We start from the raw sequence: 25510 nt of genomic DNA, 5'->3' as shown, positions 1-25510 counted from the left end.
CCGTGACGCCGCTGGATGGATCAGGCCGGTCTCCGGGCTCATGAGCGGCTTGCACCAGGCTGCGCGCCTTCCCGCTTTGAGCAGTGGCATCCGACGCAGCTTTCACTCATTTACCGTTGCGGGGGCAGCGCCGGGATCGTGATGGCTCTTCGCGTGAAGACCCTCCTCACCGGCTTCCCTGTTTCACTCTGTCGACAGCGGTCACAGAGCACCTGAAACAAGCCGCGAAGGTTAGAGGGTTGGGGGTGGAGCGTCAAATGAAGAGGCTCCCTGAAAGCGAATAACTGCCGTCGATCAATTATCTGACGCCAATCTTGTGCCACACTGTCAGCAGTGATATCAAAGAGCCATGCTTTTTGACTGCAGAGAGCACATCACAATAACAAGGGAGAGCACCATGCAAGGCATGATCATCAGCAATCCGCGGCTGGAATTCCTGCGCCCGGTGCTGGAACGCTGGTTTGACTGTATCGACCGCTACAACGCCGTGCGCGGCGACAATGACACGCCTTACTGGCATGACGAAAAAGCCAACCTCGGCCTGCTGTCAGCCGCCGCCTGGATGGCCGAATTGGTGACCCTGCGTGACACCGCCACCCGCAAGCAGAACGAGGAAGGCGAACGCAATGCCCGCGCCGACCTGTTCCTGGCCGGCGCCGAAGATCGCGCCTACATTCAGGCGACCCAGCGCTGGCCGCGCGTCAACAGCCTGAATCTGACTCAGGCCCTGGCCGATATCACCAGCGACGCCAAGCGCATCAGCTACGCCAGCGATCTCAAACTCGGCTGCCTGTTCGTCGCCCCACAGAAAGCCCAGCACAGCGCCAGCCCGGAAGAGTTGCAGGACATGGTCGACGACCTGCAAAAGGAACACACCTGCGCCGTCGCCTGGTACTTTCCCTACGCCTACCGCAAATTGCGCAGCGAAGCCGGCAACTATCACCCCGGCATTGCCGTGCTTTTCAAGGAAGCCCGCGGCTGAGGGTTGAACCATCGGGCTTGTGCGCTTCTCTATGACTAAGAATGCATTCATAGGGAAGATCAGTAATGCGCAAGCCCCACCTCGTTTTCGTCATCGCACTCGCCGGAGGGCTCACCGCCTGTGGTGAATCCTCCAGCCTGCAAGTCTCGGACGGCACCGGCCCGTCCCCCAAACTGCCCGAACCGAACAAGACCCTGATCCCGACTGTGAACATCGCCCCGGCGATCGGCTGGCCGGCCGGCGCGAAACCGACGCCAGCGGCAGGCACTCAGGTAGCGGCGTTTGCCGAGAATCTCGATCACCCGCGCTGGCTCTACGTGCTGCCCAACGGCGATGTGCTGGTGGCGGAAACCAATGCACCGCCGAAACCGGACGATGGCAAAGGCATACGCGGCTGGGTGATGAAAAAAGTCATGGGCCGCGCCGGTGCCGGCGTACCGAGCCCGAACCGCATCACCCTGCTGCGTGATGCCGATCATGATGGCGTGGCCGAGACCCGCACGGTGTTCCTGCAGAACCTTAACTCGCCGTTCGGCATGACTCTGGTCGGCAACGATCTGTACGTGGCCGACACCGATCGCCTGTTGCGCTTCAACTACGAGCCCGGCGCGACCGAAATCAAGAGCCAGCCGATCAAGGTCGTGGATCTGCCGGGCGGCCCGCTCAACCATCACTGGACCAAGAACGTCATCGCCAGCAAGGACGGCAGCAAGCTGTACGTCACGGTCGGCTCGAACAGCAACGTCGGCGAAAACGGCCTGGATCAGGAAGAAGGTCGCGCAGCGATCTGGGAAGTGGACCGGGCGACCGGCAATCACCGAATCTTCGCTTCGGGCATCCGCAACCCCAACGGCCTGGCCTGGGAGCCGAAAAGCGGCGCGCTATGGACGGCGGTAAACGAGCGGGACGAGATCGGCAGCGATCTGGTGCCGGACTACATCACCTCGGTCAAGGATGGCGGCTTCTATGGCTGGCCGTTCAGCTATTACGGCCAGCATGTCGATGTCCGCGCCGAGCCACAAAACCTGGATCTGGTGGCCAAGGCCATCGCTCCGGATTACGCCGTTGGGCCGCACACCGCTTCACTGGGCCTGACCTTCGCCGAGGGCGCCACACTGCCGGCCCAATTCAAGGAGGGCGCATTCATCGGCCAGCACGGCTCGTGGAACCGCAAGCCACACAGTGGCTACAAGGTGATCTTCGTGCCGTTCAGCGCCGGTAAGCCGAGCGGCACACCGGTGGATGTACTGACCGGCTTCCTCGACAAGGACGAGAACGCCCTGGGTCGCCCGGTTGGCGTGGTGATTGATCAGCAAGGTGGATTGCTGGTCGCGGACGATGTGGGAAACAAGGTGTGGCGGGTGACGGCGGCCAAATAGCCCAAACCCTGAAACAAAAAAACCGTGGGAGCCAATATGTCCCCACGGTTTTTTATTGATTCGCAGCTTTACGGGTTATGCGCCAGATGTTCCGGCTGTAGAACGCGCTTGGCACTCAGATAAGCCTTCTGCCAATACGCTTTCGAAAGGCTGTCCAGCTTCACCGTACCGCCGGTGGCCGGGGCGTGAACGAAGCGCCCTTCCCCGACATAAATTCCCGCATGACTGACCTGAGAGCCGCCATTGGTGGCGAAGAAGATCAGGTCGCCGGTTTGCAGCCCTTCCTTGCCGACATTCGGCGCCTGCATGACGATCAACTCGCGCGTGGAACGCGGCAAGCTGATGCCGGCCGCATCGCGGTAGACAAAACCGATCAGGCCGCTGCAATCGAAGCCCGAGTCCGGCGTGTTGCCGCCCCAGCGATAAGGCGTACCCACAAGCCCGAGCGCGCGGAACAGCACATCTTCGGCGGCGGGAGAAAAAGCCTGGGAGGATCCGAACACAATCGGCGCGCGAACCACAGGGGCTGGCGGCGGAGTGCGGCTGGCGCATGCGCTGAGCAGCGCTGCGAAAAACATCAGGGCAAGGCGGGCCGTCATCGTCATAAGCAGAACATCCTGATCTGGCTGCGGCTTTTACTGCCGATTCGACAGAAAACAAAACCGCCTGCGTTGGGACGCAGGCGGTTTGCCATCAATATAGATCAGGATTCTAGCGGCTACGCGGCAAACTTCAAGTAAGACTTTAACTTCACCTTGTAAAGTTTAAGCCTATTGCCCCTGAAGGACCGCTTGTCGCCACGAGCGTGGCGACAAAGGAGTGATTACTTGCGAGCGGTAACCACGGTTGGAGCGTTCGCCAAAGCGCGTTTGGCTTCGATGAAGGTCTTGCTCCAGTAGCTGTCACCCAAGCTGTCGATGCGGACACCGCCACTGCGACGACTGCTGGAGTGAATGAACTGGTTGTCGCCCAGGTAGATCCCGGCGTGGCTTACACGACCGCGACGACCATTGGTGGCGAAGAACAGCAGATCGCCCGGCTCAAGGTTGCTGCGCGATACCAGCGGAGCATCTACGTTGATCATTTCGCGGGTGGAGCGCGGCAGGTTCATGCCGGCTTCTTCGCGGAAGAGATAGCCGATGAAACCGCTGCAATCGAACCCGGCTTCAGAGGTACCGCCAAAACGATAACGGGTACCGATCAGGGACATGCCGCGTTCAAGAATGCTGTCGGCCAGAACCGGAAGCTGGTAAGGCTTCTTGCCGTTGAAAGCGGCCAGTTCCTTTTCGGTGTCCAGCTCTTCCTGGTAAATAACGGAAGACTGGGCGGTGGCAGAATTTTTAGCCTGTTGTTGCTGCTCTTGAACAGGTGAATGAGCAGCGCAACCGAACAACAGGGTGACGAGTGCGAGAGGCACGAGGGGTGCGAAGCGCTTTAGCATGGGCACGACCGTGGCTGATAGTTGTAAAGAAGCCGAGACTATGCCCGCTATCAGCCTCATTTGCAAATTCAATCGATCTTTTTGTGACTTCCCGGTTTCTCGTTTACATCTAAGCGCTTAAGCCTATTTGAATCGAGACGCGGCCCGCGCAGTGCGCAGGAAAGCGGATTTTCTGGCGCCTGAAATATGCCGAAACCCGCTGAAGGCCCCGGTTTTACCAGCCCAGGGTTTCTTTCAGGAAGGGAATGGTCAGCTTGCGCTGAGCCTGCAAAGAGGCCTGATCGAGCTGCTCGAGCAGGTCAAAAAGCGCGCTCATGCTGCGGGTCCCGCGAGTCAAAATAAAATGCCCGACTTCATCGGTCAGATGCAGACCGCGACGGGATGCACGCAATTGCAGGGCACGCAATTTGTCTTCATCGGAGAGAGGACGCATCTGGAAAATCAGCGCCAGGGTCAGGCGCGATTTCAGATCCGCCAGTTTTACTGGCAATTCACGTGGCGAGGTTGAAGCGGCGATCAACAAGCGGCGACCGCTGTCGCGCAGACGGTTGAACAGATGAAACATCGCCTCTTCCCAGTCGGGCTTGCCGGCAATCACCTGCAAGTCGTCCAGGCAGACCAGTTCGTACTGTTCGAGGTTGTCGAGAATTTCGATGCCGCGATCCATCAACTCGGCCAGCGGCAGGTACACCGCCGGTTCGCCCATCTGCTCGAAACGCAGGCACGCGGCCTGCAACAGATGCGTACGCCCTACCCCGTGCTTGCCCCACAGATAGATGAGGCTTTCGGTCCATCCGGCGTCGGCTTCGCATAGACGCTCGACATAGCCGAGTGCAGCGGCATTGGCGCCTGGGTAGTAGTTGATGAAGGTGGCGTCGTCACGCAGACGCACACCTAGGGGCAGCTGAATCGGTTTCATGCTGACTGAACAGTTCCCAAGGAACCGTTAGTGGCCTCTGTGTAAAGTGTGCGAAGTTTATACCCGTGAAGCGGAGCGCACAATGCGACAGACCCCAAGCAAAATCAAAGGTTTGCGTTAACACACTGGTTTTATGACAGTTTCTTTGGCGCATGGGCGCCAGTATTGCCTGCATGAGACGGGCCACCCGGCAATCCACCGGGCGGCCCTTCGTCTTCTTACAGCTTCGGATCATCCACTCCGCTATAAATGTCGGAGTCCTTGTACAAATCATGGACGTGACGCACCAACACCATGATCACCGCCGCTACCGGTAACGCCAGCAACACACCGGTGAAACCGAACAGCTCGCCGCCGGCCAGGATCGCAAAGATCACCGCCACCGGATGCAGGCCGATTCGATCACCGACCAGCAATGGCGTCAGCACCATCCCCTCGAGCGCCTGCCCCACCATGAATACCGCCACGATCCCGATCATCGGGTACAGATCGCCGCCGAACTGGAATAGCCCCGCAATCAGCGCCGCACCGATACCGATCACAAACCCCATATAAGGCACGATGGCCGCCAGACCAGCGATCAGGCCGATCAACAGGCCCAGTTCCAGACCGACAATCATCAGCCCTGCCGCATAGATCACGCCCAGCGCCAGCATCACCAGCAATTGCCCGCGCACGAAAGCGCCGAGCACCTCGTGACATTCACCGGCCAACGCCACCACGCGCTCTTCGCGGTCGCGTGGCAACAGGCTGCGGATCTTGGCCATCATCACGTCCCAGTCGCGCAGCAAGTAGAAACTCACCACCGGGATCAGCACCAGATTCGCCAACCAGCCGATCAGCGCCAGGCTGGAAGCCGTGGCTTGACTCAGCACCACGCCAACGATGTCAGTGGTCTGGCCCATGTGTTCGGTGATCGCCGCCTTGACCTTGTCGAATTTCCAGAACCCCTCCGACAGCCCCAGCTTCGACTGCGCCCATGGCAGTGCCGTGTGCTGCAGCCAGTCGAGCATCTGCGGTGCCAGCTCATACAGTCGCAGCAACTGCTTGGCGAGCATCGGCACCAGCACCAGCAGCAACGTGGTGAAGATCAGGGTGAACAAGGCGAATACCGCAATCACGCCCCAGGTGCGGGACAAGCCGAGCCGCTCGAGACGATCCACCAAAGGGTCGAACAGATAAGCGAGCAACAGCGCCACCAGAAACGGCGTGAGGATCGGATGCAGCAACCAGACAAACGCGCAAAGCAGGAGCACCCCACCGAGCCAGAACCAACGCCGCGTATCGGCCATGTAACACTCCATTGCTTCTATATATGAAAGAAAAACCTACCAGCGAAACCGCAACGACGGCGCCGCAGGTGTCGGTGCCGGCGCAACGACAGGCGCGCCACCTGGCACTGCGGGTTGGGAAGCCACTGGAGCCGGCACCTCGGCCGGCATTTCCTGCAATTTCGCCAGCGACAACTGCGCCCGCAATTGATCGGCACTGCCGTTGACCCGATACACAATGCGATCGGCATCGACACTCTGCAGCCGCACACCAAAGGGTTCGAGCATCCGCAGCAACGTCGCGTAATGCTCCAGATTCATGCCTTGCACTTCCAGAGTCTGCTGACCCGAAGCGCCCGGCTTGGCGACAAAACGAGGCGCCAGGCGCTCGGCGACCGCCAGCATCACGGCGTCGGCGACGGCGGCCTGATCAGCCCCCTGGACACTTCCCGCTTCCTTTTGATCGCCCAGCCACAAATGCCATTTGGCTTGCCACTGGCCACCCTCCTCACGGGCATGCACGGCGAGCAAGGCGTCAGCGTTGTAGCGTTCAGACGCCGCATGGAGCGGCGCCGGATCGGTGCCTTCGAGCGTCGGTGCGGTCGCGACCAGTTGCTCACTCAGATCCGCCAGCGGCAGGCGCAACGGCAACCCTCGGTGTTGGGCGGCACGTCGCAATGGCGCCGCACTGGCCTGACCGTCGCCCACCAGGCTCGAGCCTTCGGTGGAATCGTTCAGCCACCAGCTCAGAATCGACGGCCGGCTCGCGCCCCACAGCGACAACCCGGCACGGCGCAACGCCTGTTCGGTGGTAGCCGGATCGAAGTCGACCTTCAATACCTCCGGCGGCCCGGCATCGAAACCAAACTGGCTGATGATCTGTTGCGGATCCTTGCGAATAGGCGCCAGCCCGGGATTCTGTGGCGCCTTCGGATCGCCCGTAAGACGCAGCACCAGCGTATCCAGCGCCGCTTGCGTGGCACGATCACGCTCTTCCGGCGACTGGCCGCTGGCCGGTTCGCGCACCTGATAAAGACCTTTGACGTTTTCGGCCTGGCTCACCAGGCTGAACAGAGACAAGCAGCCCACAAACAACAATTTACACAAACGCATGGAGAATTCCCGTCGACAAGAGCGGCTGGAACAGGCCGCGTGAACCGGATTGAGCAAGCCTGTGACCACTGGCTGTTGCAAAACATTCACACGCTGGCGATAAGTTTTTGCACAGCCCTAACGATAGACGGTTCCTTATACAGGCACCCGTGATGTCACCCACAGCTTCATTTGCAAAAAATTTCGGCCGATATGCTCCTGCCCGTCGGCGTGAGGATGGCCGCTGCCCCTCAAGCCTGATAAAATCGCGCGCCTTCGCAGACCGGCAACAGCCGGGCACATCGATTTCGCGTGAGGCAATCGCCTCTGTCGCTTTCGGCGTTCCCGCTGGACTCGGTCGTTACCCCTGAATCCCCTCCCCTAAAGGCCTGGATCATGAGCAAGCAACCCTCCCTGAGCTACAAGGACGCCGGTGTAGACATCGACGCCGGTGAAGCATTGGTCGAACGCATCAAGAGCGTCGCCAAGCGCACTGCGCGCCCGGAAGTCATGGGCGGCTTGGGCGGTTTCGGCGCCCTCTGCGAAATCCCGGCCGGCTACAAGCAGCCCGTGCTGGTTTCCGGCACCGACGGCGTCGGCACCAAGCTGCGCCTGGCGCTGAACCTGAACAAGCACGACAGCATTGGCCAGGATCTGGTCGCCATGTGCGTCAACGATCTGGTGGTGTGCGGCGCCGAGCCGCTGTTCTTCCTCGACTACTACGCCACCGGCAAGCTGAACGTTGACGTTGCCGCCACCGTGGTTACCGGTATCGGTGCAGGCTGCGAACTGGCTGGCTGCTCGCTGGTCGGCGGCGAAACCGCTGAAATGCCTGGCATGTACGAAGGCGAAGACTACGACCTCGCCGGCTTCTGCGTCGGCGTCGTGGAAAAAGCCGAAATCATCGACGGTTCGAAAGTCGCAACCGGTGACGCCCTGATCGCCCTGCCATCGTCCGGCCCGCACTCCAACGGCTACTCGCTGATCCGCAAGATCATCGAAGTGTCCGGCGCCGACATCGAAACCGTGCAGCTCGACGGCAAACCGCTGACCGAACTGCTGATGGCCCCGACCCGCATCTACGTGAAGCCGCTGCTCAAGCTGATCAAGGACACCGGCGCTGTCAAAGCCATGGCCCACATCACTGGTGGTGGCCTGCTGGACAACATCCCTCGCGTCCTGCCAAAAGGCGCTCAAGCAGTGGTTGACGTGGCCAGCTGGACTCGCCCGGCCGTCTTCGACTGGCTGCAAGAGAAAGGCAACGTTGACGAGACCGAGATGCACCGCGTGCTGAACTGCGGCGTAGGCATGGTGATCTGCGTGGCTCAGGAGCACGTTGAAACTGCCCTGAACACCCTGCGTGATGCCGGCGAACAGCCTTGGGTCATCGGCCAGATCGGTGTCGCCGCCGAAGGCGCTGCCCAGGTCGAGCTGAAAAACCTCAAGGCTCACTAATGCCTAATACCTGTGATGTCGTGGTGCTGTTGTCCGGCACCGGCAGTAACTTGCAGGCCCTGATCGACAGCACGCGGACCGGCGACAGCCCGGTCCGCATCGCTGCGGTGATTTCCAACCGCGCCGACGCCTACGGCCTGCAACGCGCCAGTGACGCGGGTATCGCCACCCGCTCGCTGGATCACAAGGGTTTCGAAGGTCGTGAGGCCTTCGATACCGCCCTGATCGAACTGATCGACGAATTCAATCCGAAACTCGTGGTACTGGCCGGCTTCATGCGCATTCTCAGCGCTGACTTCGTCCGTCATTACCAGGGTCGCCTGCTCAACATCCATCCGTCGCTGCTACCCAAATACAAAGGGTTACACACTCATCAGCGCGCGCTGGAGGCCGGCGACGCCGAACACGGCTGCTCCGTGCACTTCGTCACCGAGGAACTCGATGGCGGACCACTGGTCGTACAGGCAGTAATACCGGTAGAGTTGCACGATTCGCCGCAGAGTCTGGCGCAACGGGTTCACGTTCAGGAACACCTGATCTACCCGATGGCCGTACGCTGGTTTGCCGAAGGACGGCTGACCCTCGGCGAGCAAGGTGCTTTACTGGATGGCCAGTTACTCGGGGCCAGCGGTCACTTGATTCGAAACTAGGAGATTTTATGCGTCGCGCCCTGCTCTTCGCTTGCGCTCTGCTCGCCCTGCCTTTCGCCCAGGCGGCAGACCTTCAACCGTTCTCCGCCAGCTACACCGCCGACTGGAAACAGTTGCCCATGAGCGGTACCGCCGAACGCAGCCTGACCAAGGAAGCCAACGGCGTCTGGAAGCTCAGTTTCAAGGCTTCGATGATGATCGCCAGCCTGTCCGAGGAAAGCACCCTGACCCTGGACAAGGACACCCTGCTTCCACAGTCCTACCACTTCGAACGTGGCGGCCTGGGCAAGGCGAAAAAGGCTGATCTGGACTTCGACTGGAACAACAAACTGGTCACCGGCACCGACCGTGGCGACGCGGTCAAAGTCCCGCTGAACCGTGGCATGGTCGACAAGTCCACCTACCAACTGGCGCTGCAGCATGATGTCGCCTCCGGCAAAAAGACCATGAGCTATCAGGTGGTCGATGGCGGCGATGTCGATACCTATGACTTCCGCGTCCTGGGTACCGAGAAAGTCGAGACCAAGGCCGGCAGGATCGACGCGATCAAGGTCGAGCGCGTGCGTGATCCGACACAAAGCAAGCGCACTACCGTGATGTGGTTCGCCAAGGACTGGGATTATCTGCTTGTCCGCCTGCAACAGGTAGAAACCGACGGCAAGGAGTACAACATCATGCTCTTGGACGGCACGGTCAACGGCAAAGCTGTCAAAGGCAGCTGATTCAGCGAAAAGCCCCGCACATGCGGGGCTTTTTTTCGCCTGTCATTCAGTGATCAAACCGAGAATTTGGCCACCATATTGTTCAGATCCACCGCCAGCCGCGACAACTCCTGGCTCGCGGCGCTGGTCTGATTGGCCCCGGCCGAGGTCTGCATCGCCAGATCGCGGATGTTCATCAGATTACGATCCACTTCCCGCGCCACCGCAGCCTGTTCCTCCGACGCACTGGCAATCACCAGGTTGCGCTCGTTGATCAAGGTGAACGCCGAAGCGATTTCCTCCAACGCCACCCCGGCAGCTTTCGCCAGATCCAGCGTCGAGCGCGCGCGGACATTGCTCTGTTGCATCGAACTGACCGCCGAATCCGTACCCTGCTGGATGCCGCCGATCATCTGTTCGATTTCCTGAGTCGATTGCTGGGTGCGATGGGCCAGAGCCCGCACCTCATCGGCCACCACCGCGAAACCACGCCCGGCATCACCGGCACGGGCGGCCTCGATCGCCGCATTCAGTGCCAGCAGATTGGTCTGCTCGGCAATCGACCGGATCACCTCCAGCACTTTGCTGATGCTGTAGACCTTCTGCGCCAGATCCTCCACTTGCGTGGCGTTGGCGGTAACGTCATCCGCCAGCAGCTCGATGGACGACACGGTTTGCTGCACTTGCTCACGGCCATGCTGGGCGATGCGGTCCGATTCCCGTGATGCCTCGGAAGTCGCCACGGCGTTGCTGGCAACCTCTTCAACGGCAGCGGTCATCTGATTGACCGCCGTGGCGGCCTGCTCGATTTCCAGGCTCTGCTGATGCAACCCGCGCGTCGCATCTTCGGTGACGCAGCTCAGCTCTTCCGAGGCCGAAGCCAGTTGGCTGGAAGATTCCGAGATCTGCCGGATGGTGTCGCGCAGGCTGTGCTGCATGCTTTTGAGCGCATGCAGCAACCGCGCCGGCTCATCCTTGCCGATGATGCTGATATCGCCAGTCAGATCGCCGCCGGCCACTACTTCGGCAACCCCCAGCGATTGCGAGAGCGGCACCACGATGCTGCGGGTGAGCAGCAGCGCCAGACCAATGGTGATCAGCGCAGTGATGCCGATCATCACCCCGACCCAGACCCGCGAATTGATGAACATCAATCGCGCGGCCTCGGTGGCGAGGTTGGCGTTGTGTTTGTTCAACTCAACCAGCTCTTTAAGCGTGACCGCAATATCATCGGCCAACGGACTCATCTGCGCATTGAGAATGCTCGCCGCCTCTTCCACCCGGTTCTGGGCCGACAACATCATCACCTGGGCCTGAAGCTCAAGATACTTGTGTTCGGCCACCTTGAAGCGGTCGAACAGCGCCCGCTCTTCGGGCAACACGATCAAAACGTCGTAACGCTGCTGGGCTTCGCTCAACACACCGCGCAACTCGTTGAGCTTGGCGACATTCTGATCGAGCGCCTGAGGATCGCGATTTAGCAACAGGCGCATGGTCAGGGCGCGCAGGCGCAGCATGTCCTGACTCATTTCACCGACTGCCATCACGCTGGGCAGCCAGTTGTTGTCGACCTCATCGGACTGGGCCCGCATGTTCGACATCTGCAGCAGGGCAAATGCGCCAAGGCCGAACACCATCAGCGCCAACAGGCCGAAGCCCAATCCCGCACGGGGGGCAATATTGAGACTACGGATACTCATTGCTCTGGTTCCTTCCAAAAGCGCTGCATCAACCCTGCAGCTGGCTGCTTTAGAAGGTATCGGCCCGGCGAAAATTTGCGTAAGACCAAAACGTGATATCAAAAGGCCTTAATACTTCGAACCGTCGGCATTAACGATTCAGCGCCGATTGGCTGGACTTGAACGCCGTTCGCTGCAAGATCAACGGGAAATTATTGGAAAACCCTGAAACAACCCCGAAGGTGAAACACCGACACAAGTAATCTTCGACTCAACGGCATAACCTGTCGCCCTGCCGCGCACCTGCAAGAAAGTGGAACGCGCCCCTGCGGGAATGCTCTATACCTGCAAGGTCTTATTTGATCGAATGACTTTTCCTACTGCTTGCGAGGTTCACATGACCGTCACCGTCAATACCATCTCCGCCGAAGGTTTCCGTCACACCGTACAGATCGATGAGCACGAACTGTTTACCGACGTCCCGACGACTGCCGGCGGCGAAGGCTCCGCGCCTGAACCCCACGATTATTTCGACGCCGCCCTCGGAGCGTGCAAGGCCCTGACGTTGAAGCTGTATGCAAAGAAAAAAGACATCCCGCTCACTGGTGTCGGTGTCGAAGTCAAACGCGACAACAGCCAGGAACAGAAAGGCAAATACGCCCTGCACGTGACCCTGACACTTAAAGGCGTGCTCACCGATGCCCAGCGTGAAGAGCTGCTGCGCGTCGCCGATCGCTGCCCGATTCACAAACTGATGACCACCAGCGAAGTCACCATCGAAACCCACGCCCCACAAGGCTTCGACAGCCAGTAATCACCATCACGACACCGGCGGGTTATGCTCCACGCATCACCCGCTCAGCCTGGAATGGACCATGGACACCCACCCCCTGATCATCCGCCCGCGCGCCGAAGATGTCGAAGGCCAGCCGATTCTGCGCCCGCTGCCGTCAGCCAAATGCCGCAGTGTCGGACCCTTCGTGTTTTTCGACCACATGCTTGAAACGGTTTATCCCGCTGGCAAAGGGATGAACATCCGACAGCATCCGCACATCGGCCTGTCGACCCTGACCTATCTGTTTGAGGGGCAGATCCAGCACAAGGACAGCCTCGGCTCCGATCAAGTCGTCAGCGCTGGCGATGTCAGCTGGATGACGGCGGGCAGCGCGATTGCCCATGTCGAGCGCACGCCCGAACCGCTGTGGGAACAAAGCTTCAAGATGCACGGGCTGCAGATCTGGCTCGCCTCGCCCAAGGATCACGAACAAGGTCCCGGGCATTACAGCCATCACCCGGCGTCGACATTGCCGGTCAGCGATAACCTCGGCGTGCAGATCCGCATGATTGCCGGGTCAGGCTTTTGCCTGGAATCGCCGGTGCCGGTACTTTCTCCGACGCTGTATGCAGAATTGAAGATGCAAACCGCGACCACCCTGCTGATCCCGACCGAACATGAAGAACGGGCGCTGTATGTGTTGAGTGGTGATGTGCAATTGAATGACGAAACAGTCGAACCCCATGCGCTGGTGGTGTTGCCAGCCGGGGAAGAGATGAGTCTGTTCGCCGAGAGCGACAGTCATGCCGTGGTGTTCGGCGGCGCGCCACTGGACGGGCCACGGCGGATCAACTGGAATTTCGTCGCGAGCGATCCGGCGGCTATCGATGAGGCCCGGCGCAAATGGGCGGCCGGGGATTGGCCGACAGTGCCGGGGGAAGTCGAGCGGATCGAATTGCCGAAATCCCGTAGCGAGCCGACACCGCTGTAAACGAACACTCCCACGCCAGGCGTGGGAGTGCTTTCAACCGAATCAGCCCTTGAACACTTCTTCCAGCAAGTCATGCATCGACTTGAACGCCCGCGCAGCGGTCTTCGCGTCGTACATCATTTTGCCCGGCACATTGGCGTGCGGATCGGTGAACGAGTGCACTGCGCCGCCGTAGCTCAGCAACTGCCAGTCCACGCCAGCCGCATTCATCTCGTCTTCAAATGCCGGCAGTTGCTCTTTCGGTACCAGCGGATCGGAAGCACCGTGCAACACCAGCACCGAGCCCTTGATGTTCTTCGCATCCGCCGGGTTCGGCGAATCAAGCGTGCCGTGGAACGACACGGCAGCCTTGACCGCTGCACCGGTACGGGCCAGATCCAGTGCACAGCAACCGCCGAAGCAGAAACCGAACACCGCCAGTTTCGAGGTATCGATTGCGGCTTCGCCTTGCTTCTGCAACTGTTCGAAGGCTGCCTGCATACGCTTGCGCAGCAGCGCACGGTCATTCTTCAGCGGCATCATCGCCGCGCCAGCCTGATCGCCATTCTGCGGACGCACGGCTTGCCCGTACACGTCGGCGATCAGAACGACATAACCCTTGGCCGCCACGGTTTTGGCGATCTCTTCCGCGCCAGCGCTGACGCCCATCCAGTTCGGTGCCATCAACAGACCCGGACGCGCGCCTTTGTGCTCGGCGTCGAACGCCAATCGGCCTTCATAAGGCTGGCCATCGATCTGATAGACCACGGAACGTACAGTGACTTGGCTCATTTCTGACTCCTGATGGGTTGAATACCAGAATGAAAAAACCCGCCGAAGCGGGTTTTTCTACAGTTCGATCAAGCCGACAGCTCAACCAGCAGCTTGTTCAGACGGCTCACGTAAGCGGCCGGGTCCTTCAAGCTGTCACCCGCCGCCAGGGCGGCCTGGTCGAAGAGGATGTGCGACAGGTCGCCAAAACGCTCTTCGCTGGTCTCATTGTCGAGCTTTGCGATCAACGGGTGAGTCGGGTTGAATTCGAAGATCGGCTTCGAATCCGGCACCTTCTGCCCGCTGGCCTCGAGGATCTGACGCATTTGCAGACCCAGGTCCTGCTCGCCGATGGCCAGGATGGCTGGCGAATCGGTCAGGCGATGGGAAACGCGGACTTCGGCAACGGACTCGCCCAGCGCGGTTTTCAGACGCTCGACCAGACCTTCCTTCGACTTGGCGACTTCTTCTGCGGCCTTCTTGTCCTCTTCCGAGTCCAGGTTGCCCAGATCCAGGTCACCACGGGCGACGTCGACAAAGCTCTTGCCGTCGAATTCGCTCAGGTAGCTCATCAGCCACTCGTCGATACGGTCGGTCAGCAGCAGCACTTCGATGCCTTTCTTGCGGAAGACTTCCAGGTGCGGGCTGTTCTTGACCTGCGCGTAGGTTTCGCCGGTGAGGTAGTAGATCTTGTCCTGACCTTCCTTGGCACGAGCCAGATAGTCGGCCAGACCGACGATCTGCTCGCCGTCGCCTTCGGTGGTCGATGCGAAACGCAGCAGACCGGCAATTTTTTCCTTGTTGGCGAAATCTTCTGCCGGGCCTTCTTTCATGACCTGACCGAAGTTTTTCCAGAAGCCCTTGTATTGTTCAGGCTCGTTCTTCGCCAGTTTTTCCAGCATGTCCAGCACGCGTTTGGTCAGCGCCGACTTCATCGAGTCGATGATCGGGTCTTTCTGCAGGATTTCCCGCGACACGTTCAGTGACAGGTCGTTGGAATCAACGACGCCCTTGATGAAGCGCAGGTACAGCGGCAGGAACGATTCGGCCTGATCCATCACGAACACGCGTTGCACGTACAGCTTCAGGCCTTTCGGCGCTTCACGCTGGTACAGGTCGAACGGGGCACGGGCCGGTACGTACAGCAGCGAGCTGTACTCAAGCTTGCCTTCGACCTTGTTGTGGCTCCACGACAGCGGATTTTCGAAGTCGTGGGCGATGTGTTTGTAGAACTCCTGGTATTCCTCATCCTTCACTTCGGTGCGAGGACGGGTCCACAGGGCGCTGGCGCGGTTGACGGTTTCCCATTCAACTTCAGGTTTCTCTTCGCCTTCGGCAGCGGCCACTTCTTTCGGCAGCTCGATCGGCAGCGCGATGTGGTCGGAGTATTTCTTGATGATGTTGCGCAGACGCCAGCCATCGGCGAATTCGTCTTCACCTTTTTTCAGATGCAGGACGATGCGGGTGCCACGTTCTGGTTTGTCGATGGTGGCGACTTCGAATTCGCCCTCGCCTTTCGACGACCAGTGCACGCCTTCGCTGGCAGCGGTGCCGGCTCGACGGCTGTACACGTCAACTTTGTCGGCAACGATGAACGCAGAATAGAAACCGACACCGAACTGACCGATCAGGTGCGAATCCTTCTTCTGATCGCCGGACAGGTTTTTCATGAAATCGGCGGTGCCGGATTTGGCGATGGTCCCCAGGTGGGTGATCACATCGTCACGGTTCATGCCGATACCGTTGTCTTCGAGGGTGACGGTCTTGGCGTCCTTGTCGAAGCTCACACGGATTTTCAGTTCAGCGCCATCTTCGAGCAACTCAGGCTTGGCCAGGGCTTCGAAGCGCAATTTGTCGACGGCGTCGGAGGCGTTCGAGATCAATTCGCGAAGGAAGATTTCCTTGTTGGAATACAGCGAATGGATCATGAGGTGCAGCAGTTGCTTCACCTCGGTCTGGAAGCCCAGGGTTTCCTTTTGAGTTTCCACACTCATGGTCATCAAACTCCAATCAGATGGCATTGGCCGCGACCCAAATGGCCTGCGGCGGGTTGTTCACTGAGTTGGGGGCGGTGTTCAGGATTTCAAGGGCTCGTCGATTTTGAAGTGGGCGCGGGCGGTGGCAATCGGCTCGCTCTCGGTGCTTTGCCAGGCCGTGACCGCGACATTGGCAACCCGCCGCCCCTGACGGCAGACCTGACAACGTGCCCAGGTATCGCGAAACTGCCCGGCCCGCAGGTAATCGAGGGAAAAGTCGATGATCTTCGGCACACCGGGCGCACCGGTGAAAATCAACAGATGCAGGGCAGCGGACAACTCCATGAACCCGGCAATGACTCCACCGTGAATCGCGGGCAATAAAGGGTTACCAATGTTGTCCTTGTTCGCCGGCAGCTTGAACAGCAGGTCATCCCCGACCCGAGCGCACTCGACGCCGATCAGTCCGGCATAGGGAATCAACGCCAGCAGCGGAGCGTAGTCACCCTTCTCGTGGGCTTCTTGCAGTTGCTGCTTGAAATCATCGCTCATGGGTTTTCTCCCTTGATCGCGCCACCAAAGCCTTTGGTACCTTTGAGTCCCTTGCCCATGCGCATGAACGTTCCGACGACATGGGCAATGGGGTGCTCGGGATCGTCCTGATAGGCGAAGCCCCGGGCGAAGATCACGTCGGTGGTGACCCGGTAGCACTGGGCGAAACCGTAGACATCTTTGTGCGGTTCGGCGGCGTGCATATAGTCGATGCGTAAATCCAGGGTCGGGCAGACTTCGAATTCCGGCAGCACGCACAAGGTAGCCATGCCGCAGGCGGTGTCCATCAGCGACGTGATCGCCCCGCCGTGGACCACGCCGGTCAGCGGGTTGCCAACGATTTGTGCGCTGTACGGCAAGACCACCGTCAGGCCTTCGCTGCTGGCGCTGTGCACTTTCAATCCCAGTACCTGGCAGTGGCGCAGGGCCGAGAGAAAGCGGGTCGCGCGCTCAAAAACAGGGTTTTCGGCCATTTGATCATTACTCTTGTCAGTCATTGTTCCCGGTAGTGGAAAGAACAGCAAAAGTTCCATTGCAAAACAAACTTATATATCTGAGAGAAATGAGGAACTTAACCCTTGGGGCTGCGCTCTTAAGGCCAGTAGTTATTTTCCATAAGGAGAAACACCCCATGCGTAAGACTTTAGCTATTGCCTTGATGTTGACCGCTTCCCTCGGTCTCGCAGCCTGCGATAAAAAATCCGAGGACAAAGCTCAAGATGCCAACCAACATGCTGAACAAGCTCAGCAGAAAATGAATGAAGCTCAGGATAAAGTGAACGACGCGGCGAAAGAAAACGCCGAAGCCGCCAAAGATCAGGCCGAATCGAACGCAGCCGCTGCAGACGAAGCTGCCAAGAAGCAATAAGCCGCTTCTCGATGGTAAAAAAGAAAACCCGCCAAGTGCGGGTTTTTTTTGCCTGTCATTTTTTGGTAATGCCTTGTTAGAGCATTGCGGTTCTAAAAGTCGGACTAATCATCAGCAACAATGAACATAGTAATCCGACCAGCCAGACCAGACTGCGCAGCTTGGGAATATCGGCCAGGTAGAACCACAGATAGAGAACCCGTGCGATCACAAAGATGATCGCCAATGTATCGATCAACCACCCCGCCGTTTGCGTGGTATGCGCCATCAGCACACCAACGGCAAACAGGATGAACGCTTCAATGCTGTTCTGATGTGCCGCCAGTGCCCGGGCGCCGTAGCCGGTGAGTTGCGCCTGTTGCTGACGCGGCAAGTGGTTGTTGTAACCACCCTGCTCTTTCATGGCCTTGCCCACCGGTATACGTGCCACGTAGATCAACAACGCACTGATAAACACACACCAGAACGGAATACTCATCAAGCGGCCTCTTTGATCGTTTCGGGCAATGGCGCCTCTGTAGGGGTATAGACCATTACATCAAGTACGTCGGAATGAAACTCGCGGCGATACAACACCAGCACCACGCCCGCGCTCATCAGCATGAACAGCCACGGGCTGACGAACCATGCCAGCATGCTGATGCCGAAGTAATAGGAACGCAGACCGAAGTTGAACTGGTTGGCTGCCATTGAAATCACCCGCGCCGCCCGCGAAGCGAACGCCTTGCGCTCCTGCTCGGACACGTGTCGCTCGCCGATCATCGGCGCCGAGCCGATCAGGATCGCCGCGAAGTTGTACTGGCGCATGCACCAGCTGAACGTGAAGAAGGCGTAGACGAACACCAGCGCCAGGCACAGCAACTTGATTTCCGACATGCCCTGGGAAGCCTGCTGCACCATCGGAATATCCGCCAGCAACGACACCGCACGTTCCGATGCGCCGAGCACGGTGAGAATGCCCGCCAGGATGATCAGCGTGCTGGAAGCGAAGAACGAGGCGTTGCGCTCAAGGTTGCCGATCACGCTGGTGTCGGCGATGCGGTTGTCACGCAGCAACATGCGGCGCATCCAGTCTTCGCGGTACAGGTGCAACACGCTGGCCAGGCACGCCGTGTCGCGGCCCTTCCAGGTGGCATAACGGGTGTAACCGCCCCAGCAGATGACGAACCAGAGCGCGGCAAACAAGTGGATCTGATTGGCTTGGATGAATGACATGCAATTCCCTGTGATGAAGATTTCGGCAACCCTTCGACGTTAGCTCAGAGAAAAAGACACTGCCTCACGCCCATAAAAAATGCCCCGTATCGATTGATACGGGGCATTTCTGTTTAATCGCTCGGAAGCCGCTTGTGGCGGCCGGGCAATCTTATGCCAGGGCTTCGGCGCGCTTGCCCAGCAGGCGATCGCAAACCACGGCGACCACCAGGGTCATGACCGACGGCACCAGCCACGCCAGACCCTGCTCGCTCAGCGGCAGGTGGGCCAGTTGCGATGGCATCCAGTCCGCCAGACCAGCACCTTTCAACGCATCGATGGTGCCAAATACGAACGACACCAGCATCACCGGGCCCATGATGCGGCTCTGCTCATGCCAGAACCCAGCGCAGAAACTCAGGGCCACCAGCACGATGCATGGCGGGTAGATCGCGGTCAGTACCGGGATCGAGAACGCGATCAGCTTGGTCAGGCCCAGGTTGGACACCAGCAGCGAGAACGCAGCCAGGATGATCACCAGCGTCTTGTAGGACAGTGGCAACACGCGGCTGAAGTACTCGGCACAAGCGCAGGTCAGGCCAACCGCAGTTACGAGACACGCCAGGGAGATCAGCACCGCAAGGAAACCGCTGCCCAGCGAACCGAAGGTATGCTGCACGTAAGCGTGCAGCACCGCCGCGCCGTTGGTAGCGCCAGCGGCCACTTCATGGCTGCCGGAACCCAGACGGAACAGGCTGACATACACCAGCGCCAGACCGACGCCGGCAATCAGTCCGGCGATGATCGCGTAACGGGTGATCAGCGCAGGCGACTCGACGCCACGGGAGCGGATCGCGTTGACGATGACGATGCCGAACACCAGAGCGCCCAAGGTATCCATGGTCAGGTAACCATTGATGAAGCCCTGAGAGAACGGTGCCGCGACGTATTCCGGAGTAGCCACACCGATATCACCCGCCGGCAGCGCAAACGCAGCAATGCCGAGTACCGCCAGGGCGATGATCTTCAGCGGCGCGAGGAAGCGTCCTACGGTATCCAGCAAACGACCCGGATAGAGCGAGATGAAGAACACCAGCAGGAAGTACACCGAGCTGTAGAGGAACAGCGCCAGCGGGCTTTCGCCAGTCAGCGGTGCCAGGCCTACTTCGAACGACACAGTCGCGGTACGCGGCGTTGCGAACAATGGGCCGACCGCAAGATAGCAAGCCGCAGCCAGCACGCCACCGGCAATCTTGCCGATCGGGCTGCTCAGAGAATCCATCGCTCCGCCGACCTTGGCCAGCGCGACTACGGTGATCACCGGCAGACCGACCGCCGTGATCAGGAAGCCCAGCGCCGCCATCCAGACGTTGGGGCCGGACTGCAAACCGACGATAGGCGGGAAGATGATGTTGCCGGCCCCGACGAACAGGGCGAATGTCATAAAGCCAAGTGCCAGGATGTCCTGACCTTTCAAAACTTTCATTAAGGAAATACCACACTACTGAATCGGAATTTAGAGGGGGATTTCCCTGTGGGGTTAGGGAAATGCTGTCAATCCGTATGGGACTGACCCGTTTAGCGCGTTGCATGCCTTGTGGGCGGCAGACGCAAAAATGGCTGCTAGCCTAACGAATTTGTCTGACAAACGCACTGTTTGAGGGCGAACTATCCGATACGCGACGTGTCTGTGTCGCGTTTTCGCATGTAATTGGGCAGGTGCCTATAAATCGCCATCGTCAAACCGAACATCAGAAACGACAAAGGCCACCCGAAGGTGGCCTTTGTTTGGTAAAGCGTCAGCTAAGCGCGAGGCTTACTTGACAGTCCAACCAGTCAGCTCGGCCAGGGCCTTGCCGATGTCTGCCAGCGAACGCACGGTTTTCACGCCTGCGTCTTGCAGAGCAGCAAATTTCTCGTCTGCAGTGCCTTTGCCGCCGGAGATGATTGCGCCAGCATGGCCCATGCGCTTGCCCGGAGGAGCAGTCACACCTGCGATGTAGGAAACAACCGGCTTGGTCACGTGAGCCTTGATGTAGGCAGCCGCTTCTTCTTCAGCCGAACCGCCGATCTCGCCGATCATCACGATCGCTTCGGTCTTCGGGTCTTCCTGGAACAGTTTCAGGATGTCGATGAAGTTCGAACCCGGGATCGGGTCACCACCGATGCCGACGCAAGTCGACTGACCGAAACCGGCGTCAGTAGTCTGCTTGACAGCTTCGTAGGTCAGGGTGCCGGAACGGGAAACGATACCGACCTTGCCTGGCAAGTGAATGTGACCTGGCATGATGCCGATCTTGCATTCGCCTGGGGTGATTACGCCTGGGCAGTTAGGGCCGATCAGGATTACACCCAGTTCGTCGCACTTAACTTTAGCGTCCAGCATGTCCAGAGTAGGAATGCCTTCGGTGATGCAGACGATCAGCTTGATGCCGCCGAAAGCTGCTTCCAGGATCGAGTCCTTGCAGAAAGGAGCCGGAACGTAGATCACGCTGGCGGTGGCGCCAGTGGCAGCTACGGCGTCTTTCACGGTGTTGAACACTGGCAGACCCAGGTGCTCGGTGCCGCCTTTGCCCGGAGTTACGCCGCCAACCATCTTGGTGCCGTATTCGATGGCTTGCTGGGTGTGGAAGCTACCTTGCGAACCGGTAATACCCTGGCAGATAACTTTGGTGTCTTTATTGATCAGGACGCTCATTACTTGCCCTCCGCAGCTTTAACGACTTGTTGAGCAGCGTCGGTCAGGCTGGTAGCAGCGATGATGTTCAAACCGCTCTCTGCCAGTACTTTAGCGCCCAGTTCAGCGTTGTTGCCTTCAAGACGAACAACAACCGGGATTTTCACGCCGACTTCTTTCACTGCACCGATGATGCCTTCGGCAATCATGTCGCAACGAACGATGCCGCCGAAGATGTTAACCAGTACTGCAGCGACATTGGTGTCGGACAGAATGATTTTGAATGCTTCGGTAACGCGTTCTTTGGTAGCACCGCCACCTACGTCGAGGAAGTTGGCTGGCTTGCCGCCGTGCAGGTTGACGATGTCCATGGTACCCATGGCCAGGCCGGCACCGTTCACCATGCAGCCGATGTTGCCTTCCAGCGCTACATAGTTCAGTTCGAACTTGGCAGCGTGCGCTTCGCGCGGATCGTCTTGCGACGGATCGTGGAAAGTCTTCAGCTTAGGCTGACGGTACATTGCGTTGGCGTCGATGTTGATCTTGGCGTCCAGGCAGTGCAGATCGCCGTCAGCCTTGATCACCAGCGGGTTCACTTCCAGCAGAGCCAGGTCGTGATCCTTGAACAGCTTGGCCAGACCTACGAAGATCTTGGCGAACTGGGCAACCTGCTTGCCTTCCAGACCCAGCTGGAATGCCAGCTCGCGACCCTGGAATGGCTGAGCGCCAACCAGTGGATCGATAGTGGCTTTCAGAATTTTTTCTGGAGTGTCGTGAGCGATTTTCTCGATGTCCACGCCACCTTCGGTGGAAGCCATGAACACGATGCGACGGCTCGAACGGTCAACGACAGCGCCCAGGTACAGCTCTTTAGCGATATCAGTGCACGATTCAACCAGGATTTTGGTGACTGGCTGGCCATTGGCATCAGTCTGGTAAGTCACCAGACGCTTGCCCAGCCACTGCTGTGCGAAGGCTTTGGCGTCTTCTTTGCTGCGAACCAGCTTTACGCCGCCCGCTTTACCGCGACCACCGGCGTGGACCTGGGCTTTGACAACCCACTCGTTGCCGCCGATTTTGTCGCAAGCTTCTGCTGCTGCTTCCGGGGTGTCTACTGCATAACCAGTGGAAACTGGCAGGCCGTATTCAGCGAACAGCTGCTTACCCTGATACTCGTGAAGATTCATGCTTTTTACCGTCTTCGTTAGGTACTGCGCATTCGGCGCTGCGCTCTTGATGAGTGCCGCGCCACCTGTGACTGCTGCTTGCGTAGCCTTTCCGGATACCCGGTGCAGCTACGCAAGGCTGCGTCCAGCGGACATTCCGCGGTGAGTCTTGCACGCAAGGCTCACGACGGGCCGAACCGCCGTGGTTTCTTATTGTGTCTTAACGCTTCTTGCGGTTGGCAATGTGGATGGCGCCGCCATTCACTGCCAGAGCGGCTTCGTGCAAGGCTTCAGACAGGGTCGGATGGGAGAAAACCATCATGCCCAAGTCTTCAGCGCTGGTGCCGAATTCCATACCGATCGCGCCCTGCTGAACCAGTTCTGCAGCGCTCGGGCCAATCACGTGCACGCCCAATACGCGGTCAGTCTTGGCATCGGCGATGACCTTGACGAAACCACCGGTATCGTTGGCGGCCATGGCACGGCCGGATGCTGCGAACGGGAAGGTGCCGACGTTAACTTCAACGCCTTCAGCTTTCAAGGCCTGCTCGGTTTTACCAACCCATGCGATTTCCGGGTGAGTATAAATAACCGAAGGGATCAGGTCATAGTTCATCTGAGCCTTGTGGCCCTTGATGCGCTCGACAACCATGATGCCCTCTTCCGAGGCCTTGTGAGCCAGCATCATGCCGCGAACCACGTCACCGATGGCGAAGACGCCCGGTACGGTGGTAGCGCAGTGATCGTCAACGTGCACGAAACCGCGCTCGTCCAGGGTCACGCCGCTGTCGGCAGCCAGCAGATCAGTGGTCACCGGACGGCGACCAACGGCTACGATCAGCTTGTCGAAGGTGATGGTCTGTTCGCCGTTGGCATCGGTGTAGTTCACAACGACTTCGTCGCCGTTCACTTTCGAACCGGTTACGCGAGCGCCCAGCTTGATGTCCAGACCTTGTTTGGTCAGGGTTTTCAGCGCTTCCTTGGAAACAGCGGTGTCCGCTGCCATCAGGAAGGTGTCCAGAGCTTCCAGGACAGTCACTTCTGCACCCAGACGCGACCATACCGAACCCAGTTCCAGACCGATCACGCCAGCGCCGATCACGCCCAGACGCTTAGGTACGGATTGGAATTCCAGAGCGCCAGTCGAATCGACGATGACTTTCTGATCAACCGGAGCCGGTGGAATGTCGATCGGACGCGAACCCGGAGCCAGGATGACGTTTTCAGCTTCGATGACTTCAACCGAGCCGTCCGGCTTGGTGACTTCGACTTTCTTGCCGGCCAGCAGTTTGCCGTGGCCCTGGATCGAAGTAACGCCGTTGGCCTTGAACAAGGTGGCAACGCCACCGGTCAGGTTCTTGACGATGCCAGCCTTGCGGCCAACCATCGCAGCGACGTCCATTTTGACTTCGCCGGTCGAGATACCGTGGACGTTGAAGCTCTCTTTCGCTTCCTTGTATTTCCAGGAGCTGTCCAGCAGCGCCTTGGAAGGAATGCAGCCTACGTTCAGGCAGGTGCCGCCCAGGGCTTGCTTGCCTTCAGCATCGGTGTACTTCTCGATGCAGGCAGTGCTCAGGCCGAGTTGCGCGGCCTTGATAGCTGCCACGTAGCCGCCAGGGCCCGCACCGATCACTACTACGTCAAATTTCTGCGACATTCAAAAAATCCTCTTTAGCGAAAAGCTTCAAGCCGCAAGCTGCAAGCCAGACTGCCGTTTCCGGCAGCCTGAAACCTGCAGCTCATGGCCGCTTCTATCAGATATCCAGCAACAGACGAGCCGGATCTTCCAGCAGGTTCTTGATGGTCACCAGGAAAGTCACAGCTTCTTTGCCATCGATCAAACGGTGATCGTAGGACAGTGCCAGGTACATCATCGGACGGATAACGACCTGACCGTTGATGGCCATCGGACGCTGGATGATGTTGTGCATGCCCAGAATCGCTGCCTGCGGCGGGTTGACGATCGGGGTCGACATCATCGAACCGAAGGTACCACCGTTGGTGATGGTGAAGGTACCACCGGTCATTTCGTCCATCGACAGTTTGCCGTCACGGGCTTTCTTGCCGAAGGTGGCGATGCCGCCTTCGATTTCAGCCAGGCTCATGTGTTCGGCGTTACGCAGAACCGGAACTACCAGGCCACGGTCGCTGGAAACAGCAACGCCGATGTCGGCATAACCGTGGTAAACGATGTCGTTGCCGTCGATCGAAGCGTTGACCGCCGGGAAGCGTTTCAGCGCTTCGGTGGCAGCCTTCACGAAGAACGACATGAAGCCCAGGCGTACGCCGTTGTGGGACTTCTCGAACAGATCCTTGTACTTCGAACGCAGGGCCATGACTTCGGTCATGTCGACTTCGTTGAAAGTGGTCAGCATCGCCATGTTCGACTGGGCTTCAACCAGACGCTTGGCAACGGTGGCACGAACGCGGGTCATCGGAACGCGCTTCTCGACGCGGTCGCCAGCAGCGAACACAGGAGCGGCAGCGGCCGGAGCAGCGGCCTTCGGCGCAGCAGCCGGAGCGGCTTTCTTGGCTTCAACAGCAGCAACCACGTCTTCCTTGGTCACACGGCCGTCTTTGCCAGTGCCCTTTACGGAAGCCAGGTTGATGCCGTTTTCTTCGGCCAGCTTGCGAGCAGCCGGAGCAGCGATCGCATCTTCGTCAGCGCCGGCAGCAGCCGGGGCAGCGGCAGCAGCGGCCGGAGCAGCAGCGGCAGCCGGAGCAGCGGCAGCAGCGCCGCCTTCAACGATGGAGCCCAGGACTTCGTCGGACAGGACGGTGTCGCCCTCGCCCTTGACGATCGCGCCCAGCACGCCGTCGGCGGTAGCCAGCACTTCCAGTACGACTTTGTCGGTTTCGATGTCGACGATCAGCTCGTCACGCTTGACGGCGTCGCCCGGTTGTTTGTGCCAGGTGGCAACGGTGCCATCGGCAACCGATTCCGGGAAAGTGGGGGCTTTGATCTCGATAGCCATTGTCTGTGGTTCCTTAA

25 protein-coding genes and 1 riboswitch are annotated in these 25510 nt (G+C 59.1%); of the genes, 8 read left to right on the top strand and 17 right to left on the bottom strand.

Translation table 11 applies throughout. The features are described 5' to 3' along the window. Positions 1-5 precede the first annotated feature (5 nt). Positions 6-231: riboswitch (cobalamin riboswitch) on the bottom strand. Positions 232-397: 166 nt separating this feature from the next. Both CAF87_RS16960 and CAF87_RS16955 read left to right on the top strand, forming a co-directional pair. After that, on the top strand, positions 398-982 hold the full coding sequence (locus CAF87_RS16960; RefSeq protein WP_085710581.1) for a hypothetical protein: 585 nt from the start codon (positions 398-400) through the stop codon (positions 980-982). A gap of 65 nt (positions 983-1047) precedes the next feature. Further along, positions 1048-2361 (top strand): sorbosone dehydrogenase family protein, encoded by a 1314-nt coding sequence (locus tag CAF87_RS16955; protein WP_085732294.1) that lies wholly within the window; start codon positions 1048-1050, stop codon positions 2359-2361. 68 nt (positions 2362-2429) lie between these two features. On the opposite strand, the gene CAF87_RS16950 is transcribed toward CAF87_RS16955, so the two are convergent. The 5 genes from CAF87_RS16950 to CAF87_RS16930 all read right to left on the bottom strand — a co-directional run bounded on the left by CAF87_RS16950 (position 2430) and on the right by CAF87_RS16930 (position 7105). Continuing rightward, a complete protein-coding gene (locus tag CAF87_RS16950; RefSeq protein ID WP_085732293.1) occupies positions 2430-2966 on the bottom strand; it encodes a C40 family peptidase in 537 nt (178 codons plus the stop codon). 218 nt (positions 2967-3184) lie between these two features. Next, complete coding sequence (locus CAF87_RS16945) at positions 3185-3802, bottom strand: C40 family peptidase (RefSeq protein ID WP_085732292.1); 618 nt, start codon at positions 3800-3802, stop codon at positions 3185-3187. A gap of 214 nt (positions 3803-4016) precedes the next feature. Further along, entirely contained in the window at positions 4017-4721 is a 705-nt protein-coding gene (gene hda, locus CAF87_RS16940) for a DnaA regulatory inactivator Hda (protein ID WP_025111852.1), read from the bottom strand. 218 nt (positions 4722-4939) lie between these two features. Continuing rightward, positions 4940-6013 carry an AI-2E family transporter gene (locus CAF87_RS16935; protein WP_085732291.1) on the bottom strand — a complete coding sequence of 358 codons (1074 nt, stop codon included), beginning with the start codon at positions 6011-6013 and terminating at the stop codon, positions 4940-4942. 36 nt (positions 6014-6049) lie between these two features. Next, on the bottom strand, positions 6050-7105 hold the full coding sequence (locus CAF87_RS16930) for a DUF2066 domain-containing protein (protein WP_085732290.1): 1056 nt from the start codon (positions 7103-7105) through the stop codon (positions 6050-6052). A 375-nt stretch (positions 7106-7480) separates the two neighbouring features. On the opposite strand from CAF87_RS16930, the gene purM reads away from it, so the two are divergent. From purM to CAF87_RS16915, 3 genes are read left to right on the top strand one after another with little or no spacing between them, the layout of a single operon-like run. Beyond that, positions 7481-8539, top strand: a complete 1059-nt coding sequence (gene purM, locus CAF87_RS16925) for a phosphoribosylformylglycinamidine cyclo-ligase (RefSeq protein WP_085732289.1) — start codon at positions 7481-7483, stop codon at positions 8537-8539. After that, positions 8539-9189, top strand: a complete 651-nt coding sequence (gene purN / locus CAF87_RS16920) for a phosphoribosylglycinamide formyltransferase (protein WP_085732288.1) — start codon at positions 8539-8541, stop codon at positions 9187-9189. The genes purM and purN overlap by 1 nt, the downstream gene beginning before the upstream one ends. Positions 9190-9197: 8 nt before the next feature. Next, positions 9198-9911 (top strand): DUF3108 domain-containing protein, encoded by a 714-nt coding sequence (locus CAF87_RS16915; protein WP_085732287.1) that lies wholly within the window; start codon positions 9198-9200, stop codon positions 9909-9911. A 53-nt stretch (positions 9912-9964) separates the two neighbouring features. Here the strand turns inward: CAF87_RS16915 and CAF87_RS16910 are convergent, their stop codons facing one another. After that, entirely contained in the window at positions 9965-11590 is a 1626-nt protein-coding gene (locus CAF87_RS16910) for a methyl-accepting chemotaxis protein (RefSeq protein WP_085732286.1), read from the bottom strand. Between the two features lie 376 nt (positions 11591-11966). On the opposite strand from CAF87_RS16910, the gene CAF87_RS16905 reads away from it, so the two are divergent. Then, positions 11967-12383 carry an OsmC family protein gene (locus tag CAF87_RS16905; RefSeq protein WP_085732285.1) on the top strand — a complete coding sequence of 139 codons (417 nt, stop codon included), beginning with the start codon at positions 11967-11969 and terminating at the stop codon, positions 12381-12383. Between the two features lie 61 nt (positions 12384-12444). Next, positions 12445-13335, top strand: coding sequence for a pirin family protein (locus CAF87_RS16900; protein WP_085732284.1), 891 nt, complete (start codon positions 12445-12447; stop codon positions 13333-13335). Between the two features lie 42 nt (positions 13336-13377). Here the strand turns inward: CAF87_RS16900 and CAF87_RS16895 are convergent, their stop codons facing one another. The 4 genes from CAF87_RS16895 to CAF87_RS16880 form a co-directional block, all read right to left on the bottom strand. Continuing rightward, positions 13378-14106: a dienelactone hydrolase family protein gene (locus CAF87_RS16895; RefSeq protein ID WP_085732283.1), complete on the bottom strand. Its 729-nt coding sequence runs from the start codon at positions 14104-14106 to the stop codon at positions 13378-13380. A gap of 68 nt (positions 14107-14174) precedes the next feature. Further along, the gene (htpG, locus tag CAF87_RS16890) at positions 14175-16079 is read right to left on the bottom strand and encodes a molecular chaperone HtpG (protein ID WP_085732532.1); all 1905 of its coding nucleotides are present in this window, start codon (positions 16077-16079) and stop codon (positions 14175-14177) included. An 81-nt stretch (positions 16080-16160) separates the two neighbouring features. Further along, positions 16161-16613 carry a PaaI family thioesterase gene (locus tag CAF87_RS16885; protein WP_085710558.1) on the bottom strand — a complete coding sequence of 151 codons (453 nt, stop codon included), beginning with the start codon at positions 16611-16613 and terminating at the stop codon, positions 16161-16163. Next, positions 16610-17086: a PaaI family thioesterase gene (locus tag CAF87_RS16880; protein ID WP_085732282.1), complete on the bottom strand. Its 477-nt coding sequence runs from the start codon at positions 17084-17086 to the stop codon at positions 16610-16612. The genes CAF87_RS16885 and CAF87_RS16880 overlap by 4 nt, the downstream gene beginning before the upstream one ends. A 158-nt stretch (positions 17087-17244) precedes the next feature. On the opposite strand from CAF87_RS16880, the gene CAF87_RS16875 reads away from it, so the two are divergent. Further along, entirely contained in the window at positions 17245-17481 is a 237-nt protein-coding gene (locus tag CAF87_RS16875; RefSeq protein WP_085682944.1) for a hypothetical protein, read from the top strand. Between the two features lie 76 nt (positions 17482-17557). Here CAF87_RS16875 and CAF87_RS16870 read toward each other — a convergent pair whose 3' ends face one another. From CAF87_RS16870 to odhB, 7 genes are all read right to left on the bottom strand, one after another. Continuing rightward, a complete protein-coding gene (locus tag CAF87_RS16870) occupies positions 17558-17959 on the bottom strand; it encodes an MAPEG family protein (protein ID WP_085732281.1) in 402 nt (133 codons plus the stop codon). Continuing rightward, complete coding sequence (locus CAF87_RS16865; protein WP_085732280.1) at positions 17959-18696, bottom strand: DUF599 domain-containing protein; 738 nt, start codon at positions 18694-18696, stop codon at positions 17959-17961. The genes CAF87_RS16870 and CAF87_RS16865 overlap by 1 nt, the downstream gene beginning before the upstream one ends. Before the next feature lie 151 nt (positions 18697-18847). After that, a complete protein-coding gene (gene brnQ, locus CAF87_RS16860; RefSeq protein ID WP_085732279.1) occupies positions 18848-20161 on the bottom strand; it encodes a branched-chain amino acid transport system II carrier protein in 1314 nt (437 codons plus the stop codon). A 330-nt stretch (positions 20162-20491) separates the two neighbouring features. Further along, on the bottom strand, positions 20492-21373 hold the full coding sequence (gene sucD, locus CAF87_RS16855) for a succinate--CoA ligase subunit alpha (protein WP_085732278.1): 882 nt from the start codon (positions 21371-21373) through the stop codon (positions 20492-20494). Continuing rightward, positions 21373-22539 (bottom strand): ADP-forming succinate--CoA ligase subunit beta, encoded by a 1167-nt coding sequence (gene sucC, locus CAF87_RS16850; RefSeq protein WP_085732277.1) that lies wholly within the window; start codon positions 22537-22539, stop codon positions 21373-21375. The genes sucD and sucC overlap by 1 nt, the downstream gene beginning before the upstream one ends. 199 nt (positions 22540-22738) lie before the next feature. Beyond that, positions 22739-24175, bottom strand: a complete 1437-nt coding sequence (lpdA, locus tag CAF87_RS16845) for a dihydrolipoyl dehydrogenase (RefSeq protein WP_085732276.1) — start codon at positions 24173-24175, stop codon at positions 22739-22741. Between the two features lie 97 nt (positions 24176-24272). Further along, positions 24273-25493 carry a 2-oxoglutarate dehydrogenase complex dihydrolipoyllysine-residue succinyltransferase gene (gene odhB, locus CAF87_RS16840; protein WP_085732275.1) on the bottom strand — a complete coding sequence of 407 codons (1221 nt, stop codon included), beginning with the start codon at positions 25491-25493 and terminating at the stop codon, positions 24273-24275. Positions 25494-25510 lie beyond the last annotated feature (17 nt).

This window comes from Pseudomonas sp. R38(2017), assembly GCF_002112395.1.
Lineage (GTDB): Bacteria > Pseudomonadota > Gammaproteobacteria > Pseudomonadales > Pseudomonadaceae > Aquipseudomonas.
This window is presented reverse-complemented; position numbering and strand designations above follow the sequence as displayed.

Bases quoted from the DNA above. Each gene is read 5' to 3' on its own strand.
- CAF87_RS16865 (WP_085732280.1), bottom strand. From the start codon at position 18,696: ATGTCATTCATCCAAGCCAATCAGATCCACTTGTTTGCCGCGCTCTGG.
- htpG (WP_085732532.1), bottom strand. From the start codon at position 16,079: ATGAGTGTGGAAACTCAAAAGGAAACCCTGGGCTTCCAGACCGAGGTG.
- CAF87_RS16945 (WP_085732292.1), bottom strand. From the start codon at position 3,802: ATGCTAAAGCGCTTCGCACCCCTCGTGCCTCTCGCACTCGTCACCCTG.
- purM (WP_085732289.1), top strand. From the start codon at position 7,481: ATGAGCAAGCAACCCTCCCTGAGCTACAAGGACGCCGGTGTAGACATC.
- CAF87_RS16870 (WP_085732281.1), bottom strand. From the start codon at position 17,959: ATGAGTATTCCGTTCTGGTGTGTGTTTATCAGTGCGTTGTTGATCTAC.
- purN (WP_085732288.1), top strand. From the start codon at position 8,539: ATGCCTAATACCTGTGATGTCGTGGTGCTGTTGTCCGGCACCGGCAGT.
- lpdA (WP_085732276.1), bottom strand. From the start codon at position 24,175: ATGTCGCAGAAATTTGACGTAGTAGTGATCGGTGCGGGCCCTGGCGGC.
- brnQ (WP_085732279.1), bottom strand. From the start codon at position 20,161: ATGAAAGTTTTGAAAGGTCAGGACATCCTGGCACTTGGCTTTATGACA.
- CAF87_RS16895 (WP_085732283.1), bottom strand. From the start codon at position 14,106: ATGAGCCAAGTCACTGTACGTTCCGTGGTCTATCAGATCGATGGCCAG.
- CAF87_RS16955 (WP_085732294.1), top strand. From the start codon at position 1,048: ATGCGCAAGCCCCACCTCGTTTTCGTCATCGCACTCGCCGGAGGGCTC.
- CAF87_RS16935 (WP_085732291.1), bottom strand. From the start codon at position 6,013: ATGGCCGATACGCGGCGTTGGTTCTGGCTCGGTGGGGTGCTCCTGCTT.
- CAF87_RS16950 (WP_085732293.1), bottom strand. From the start codon at position 2,966: ATGACGATGACGGCCCGCCTTGCCCTGATGTTTTTCGCAGCGCTGCTC.
- CAF87_RS16875 (WP_085682944.1), top strand. From the start codon at position 17,245: ATGCGTAAGACTTTAGCTATTGCCTTGATGTTGACCGCTTCCCTCGGT.
- CAF87_RS16930 (WP_085732290.1), bottom strand. From the start codon at position 7,105: ATGCGTTTGTGTAAATTGTTGTTTGTGGGCTGCTTGTCTCTGTTCAGC.
- CAF87_RS16960 (WP_085710581.1), top strand. From the start codon at position 398: ATGCAAGGCATGATCATCAGCAATCCGCGGCTGGAATTCCTGCGCCCG.
- CAF87_RS16900 (WP_085732284.1), top strand. From the start codon at position 12,445: ATGGACACCCACCCCCTGATCATCCGCCCGCGCGCCGAAGATGTCGAA.
- CAF87_RS16905 (WP_085732285.1), top strand. From the start codon at position 11,967: ATGACCGTCACCGTCAATACCATCTCCGCCGAAGGTTTCCGTCACACC.
- CAF87_RS16885 (WP_085710558.1), bottom strand. From the start codon at position 16,613: ATGAGCGATGATTTCAAGCAGCAACTGCAAGAAGCCCACGAGAAGGGT.
- odhB (WP_085732275.1), bottom strand. From the start codon at position 25,493: ATGGCTATCGAGATCAAAGCCCCCACTTTCCCGGAATCGGTTGCCGAT.
- CAF87_RS16915 (WP_085732287.1), top strand. From the start codon at position 9,198: ATGCGTCGCGCCCTGCTCTTCGCTTGCGCTCTGCTCGCCCTGCCTTTC.
- sucC (WP_085732277.1), bottom strand. From the start codon at position 22,539: ATGAATCTTCACGAGTATCAGGGTAAGCAGCTGTTCGCTGAATACGGC.
- CAF87_RS16910 (WP_085732286.1), bottom strand. From the start codon at position 11,590: ATGAGTATCCGTAGTCTCAATATTGCCCCCCGTGCGGGATTGGGCTTC.
- hda (WP_025111852.1), bottom strand. From the start codon at position 4,721: ATGAAACCGATTCAGCTGCCCCTAGGTGTGCGTCTGCGTGACGACGCC.
- CAF87_RS16880 (WP_085732282.1), bottom strand. From the start codon at position 17,086: ATGGCCGAAAACCCTGTTTTTGAGCGCGCGACCCGCTTTCTCTCGGCC.
- sucD (WP_085732278.1), bottom strand. From the start codon at position 21,373: ATGAGCGTCCTGATCAATAAAGACACCAAAGTTATCTGCCAGGGTATT.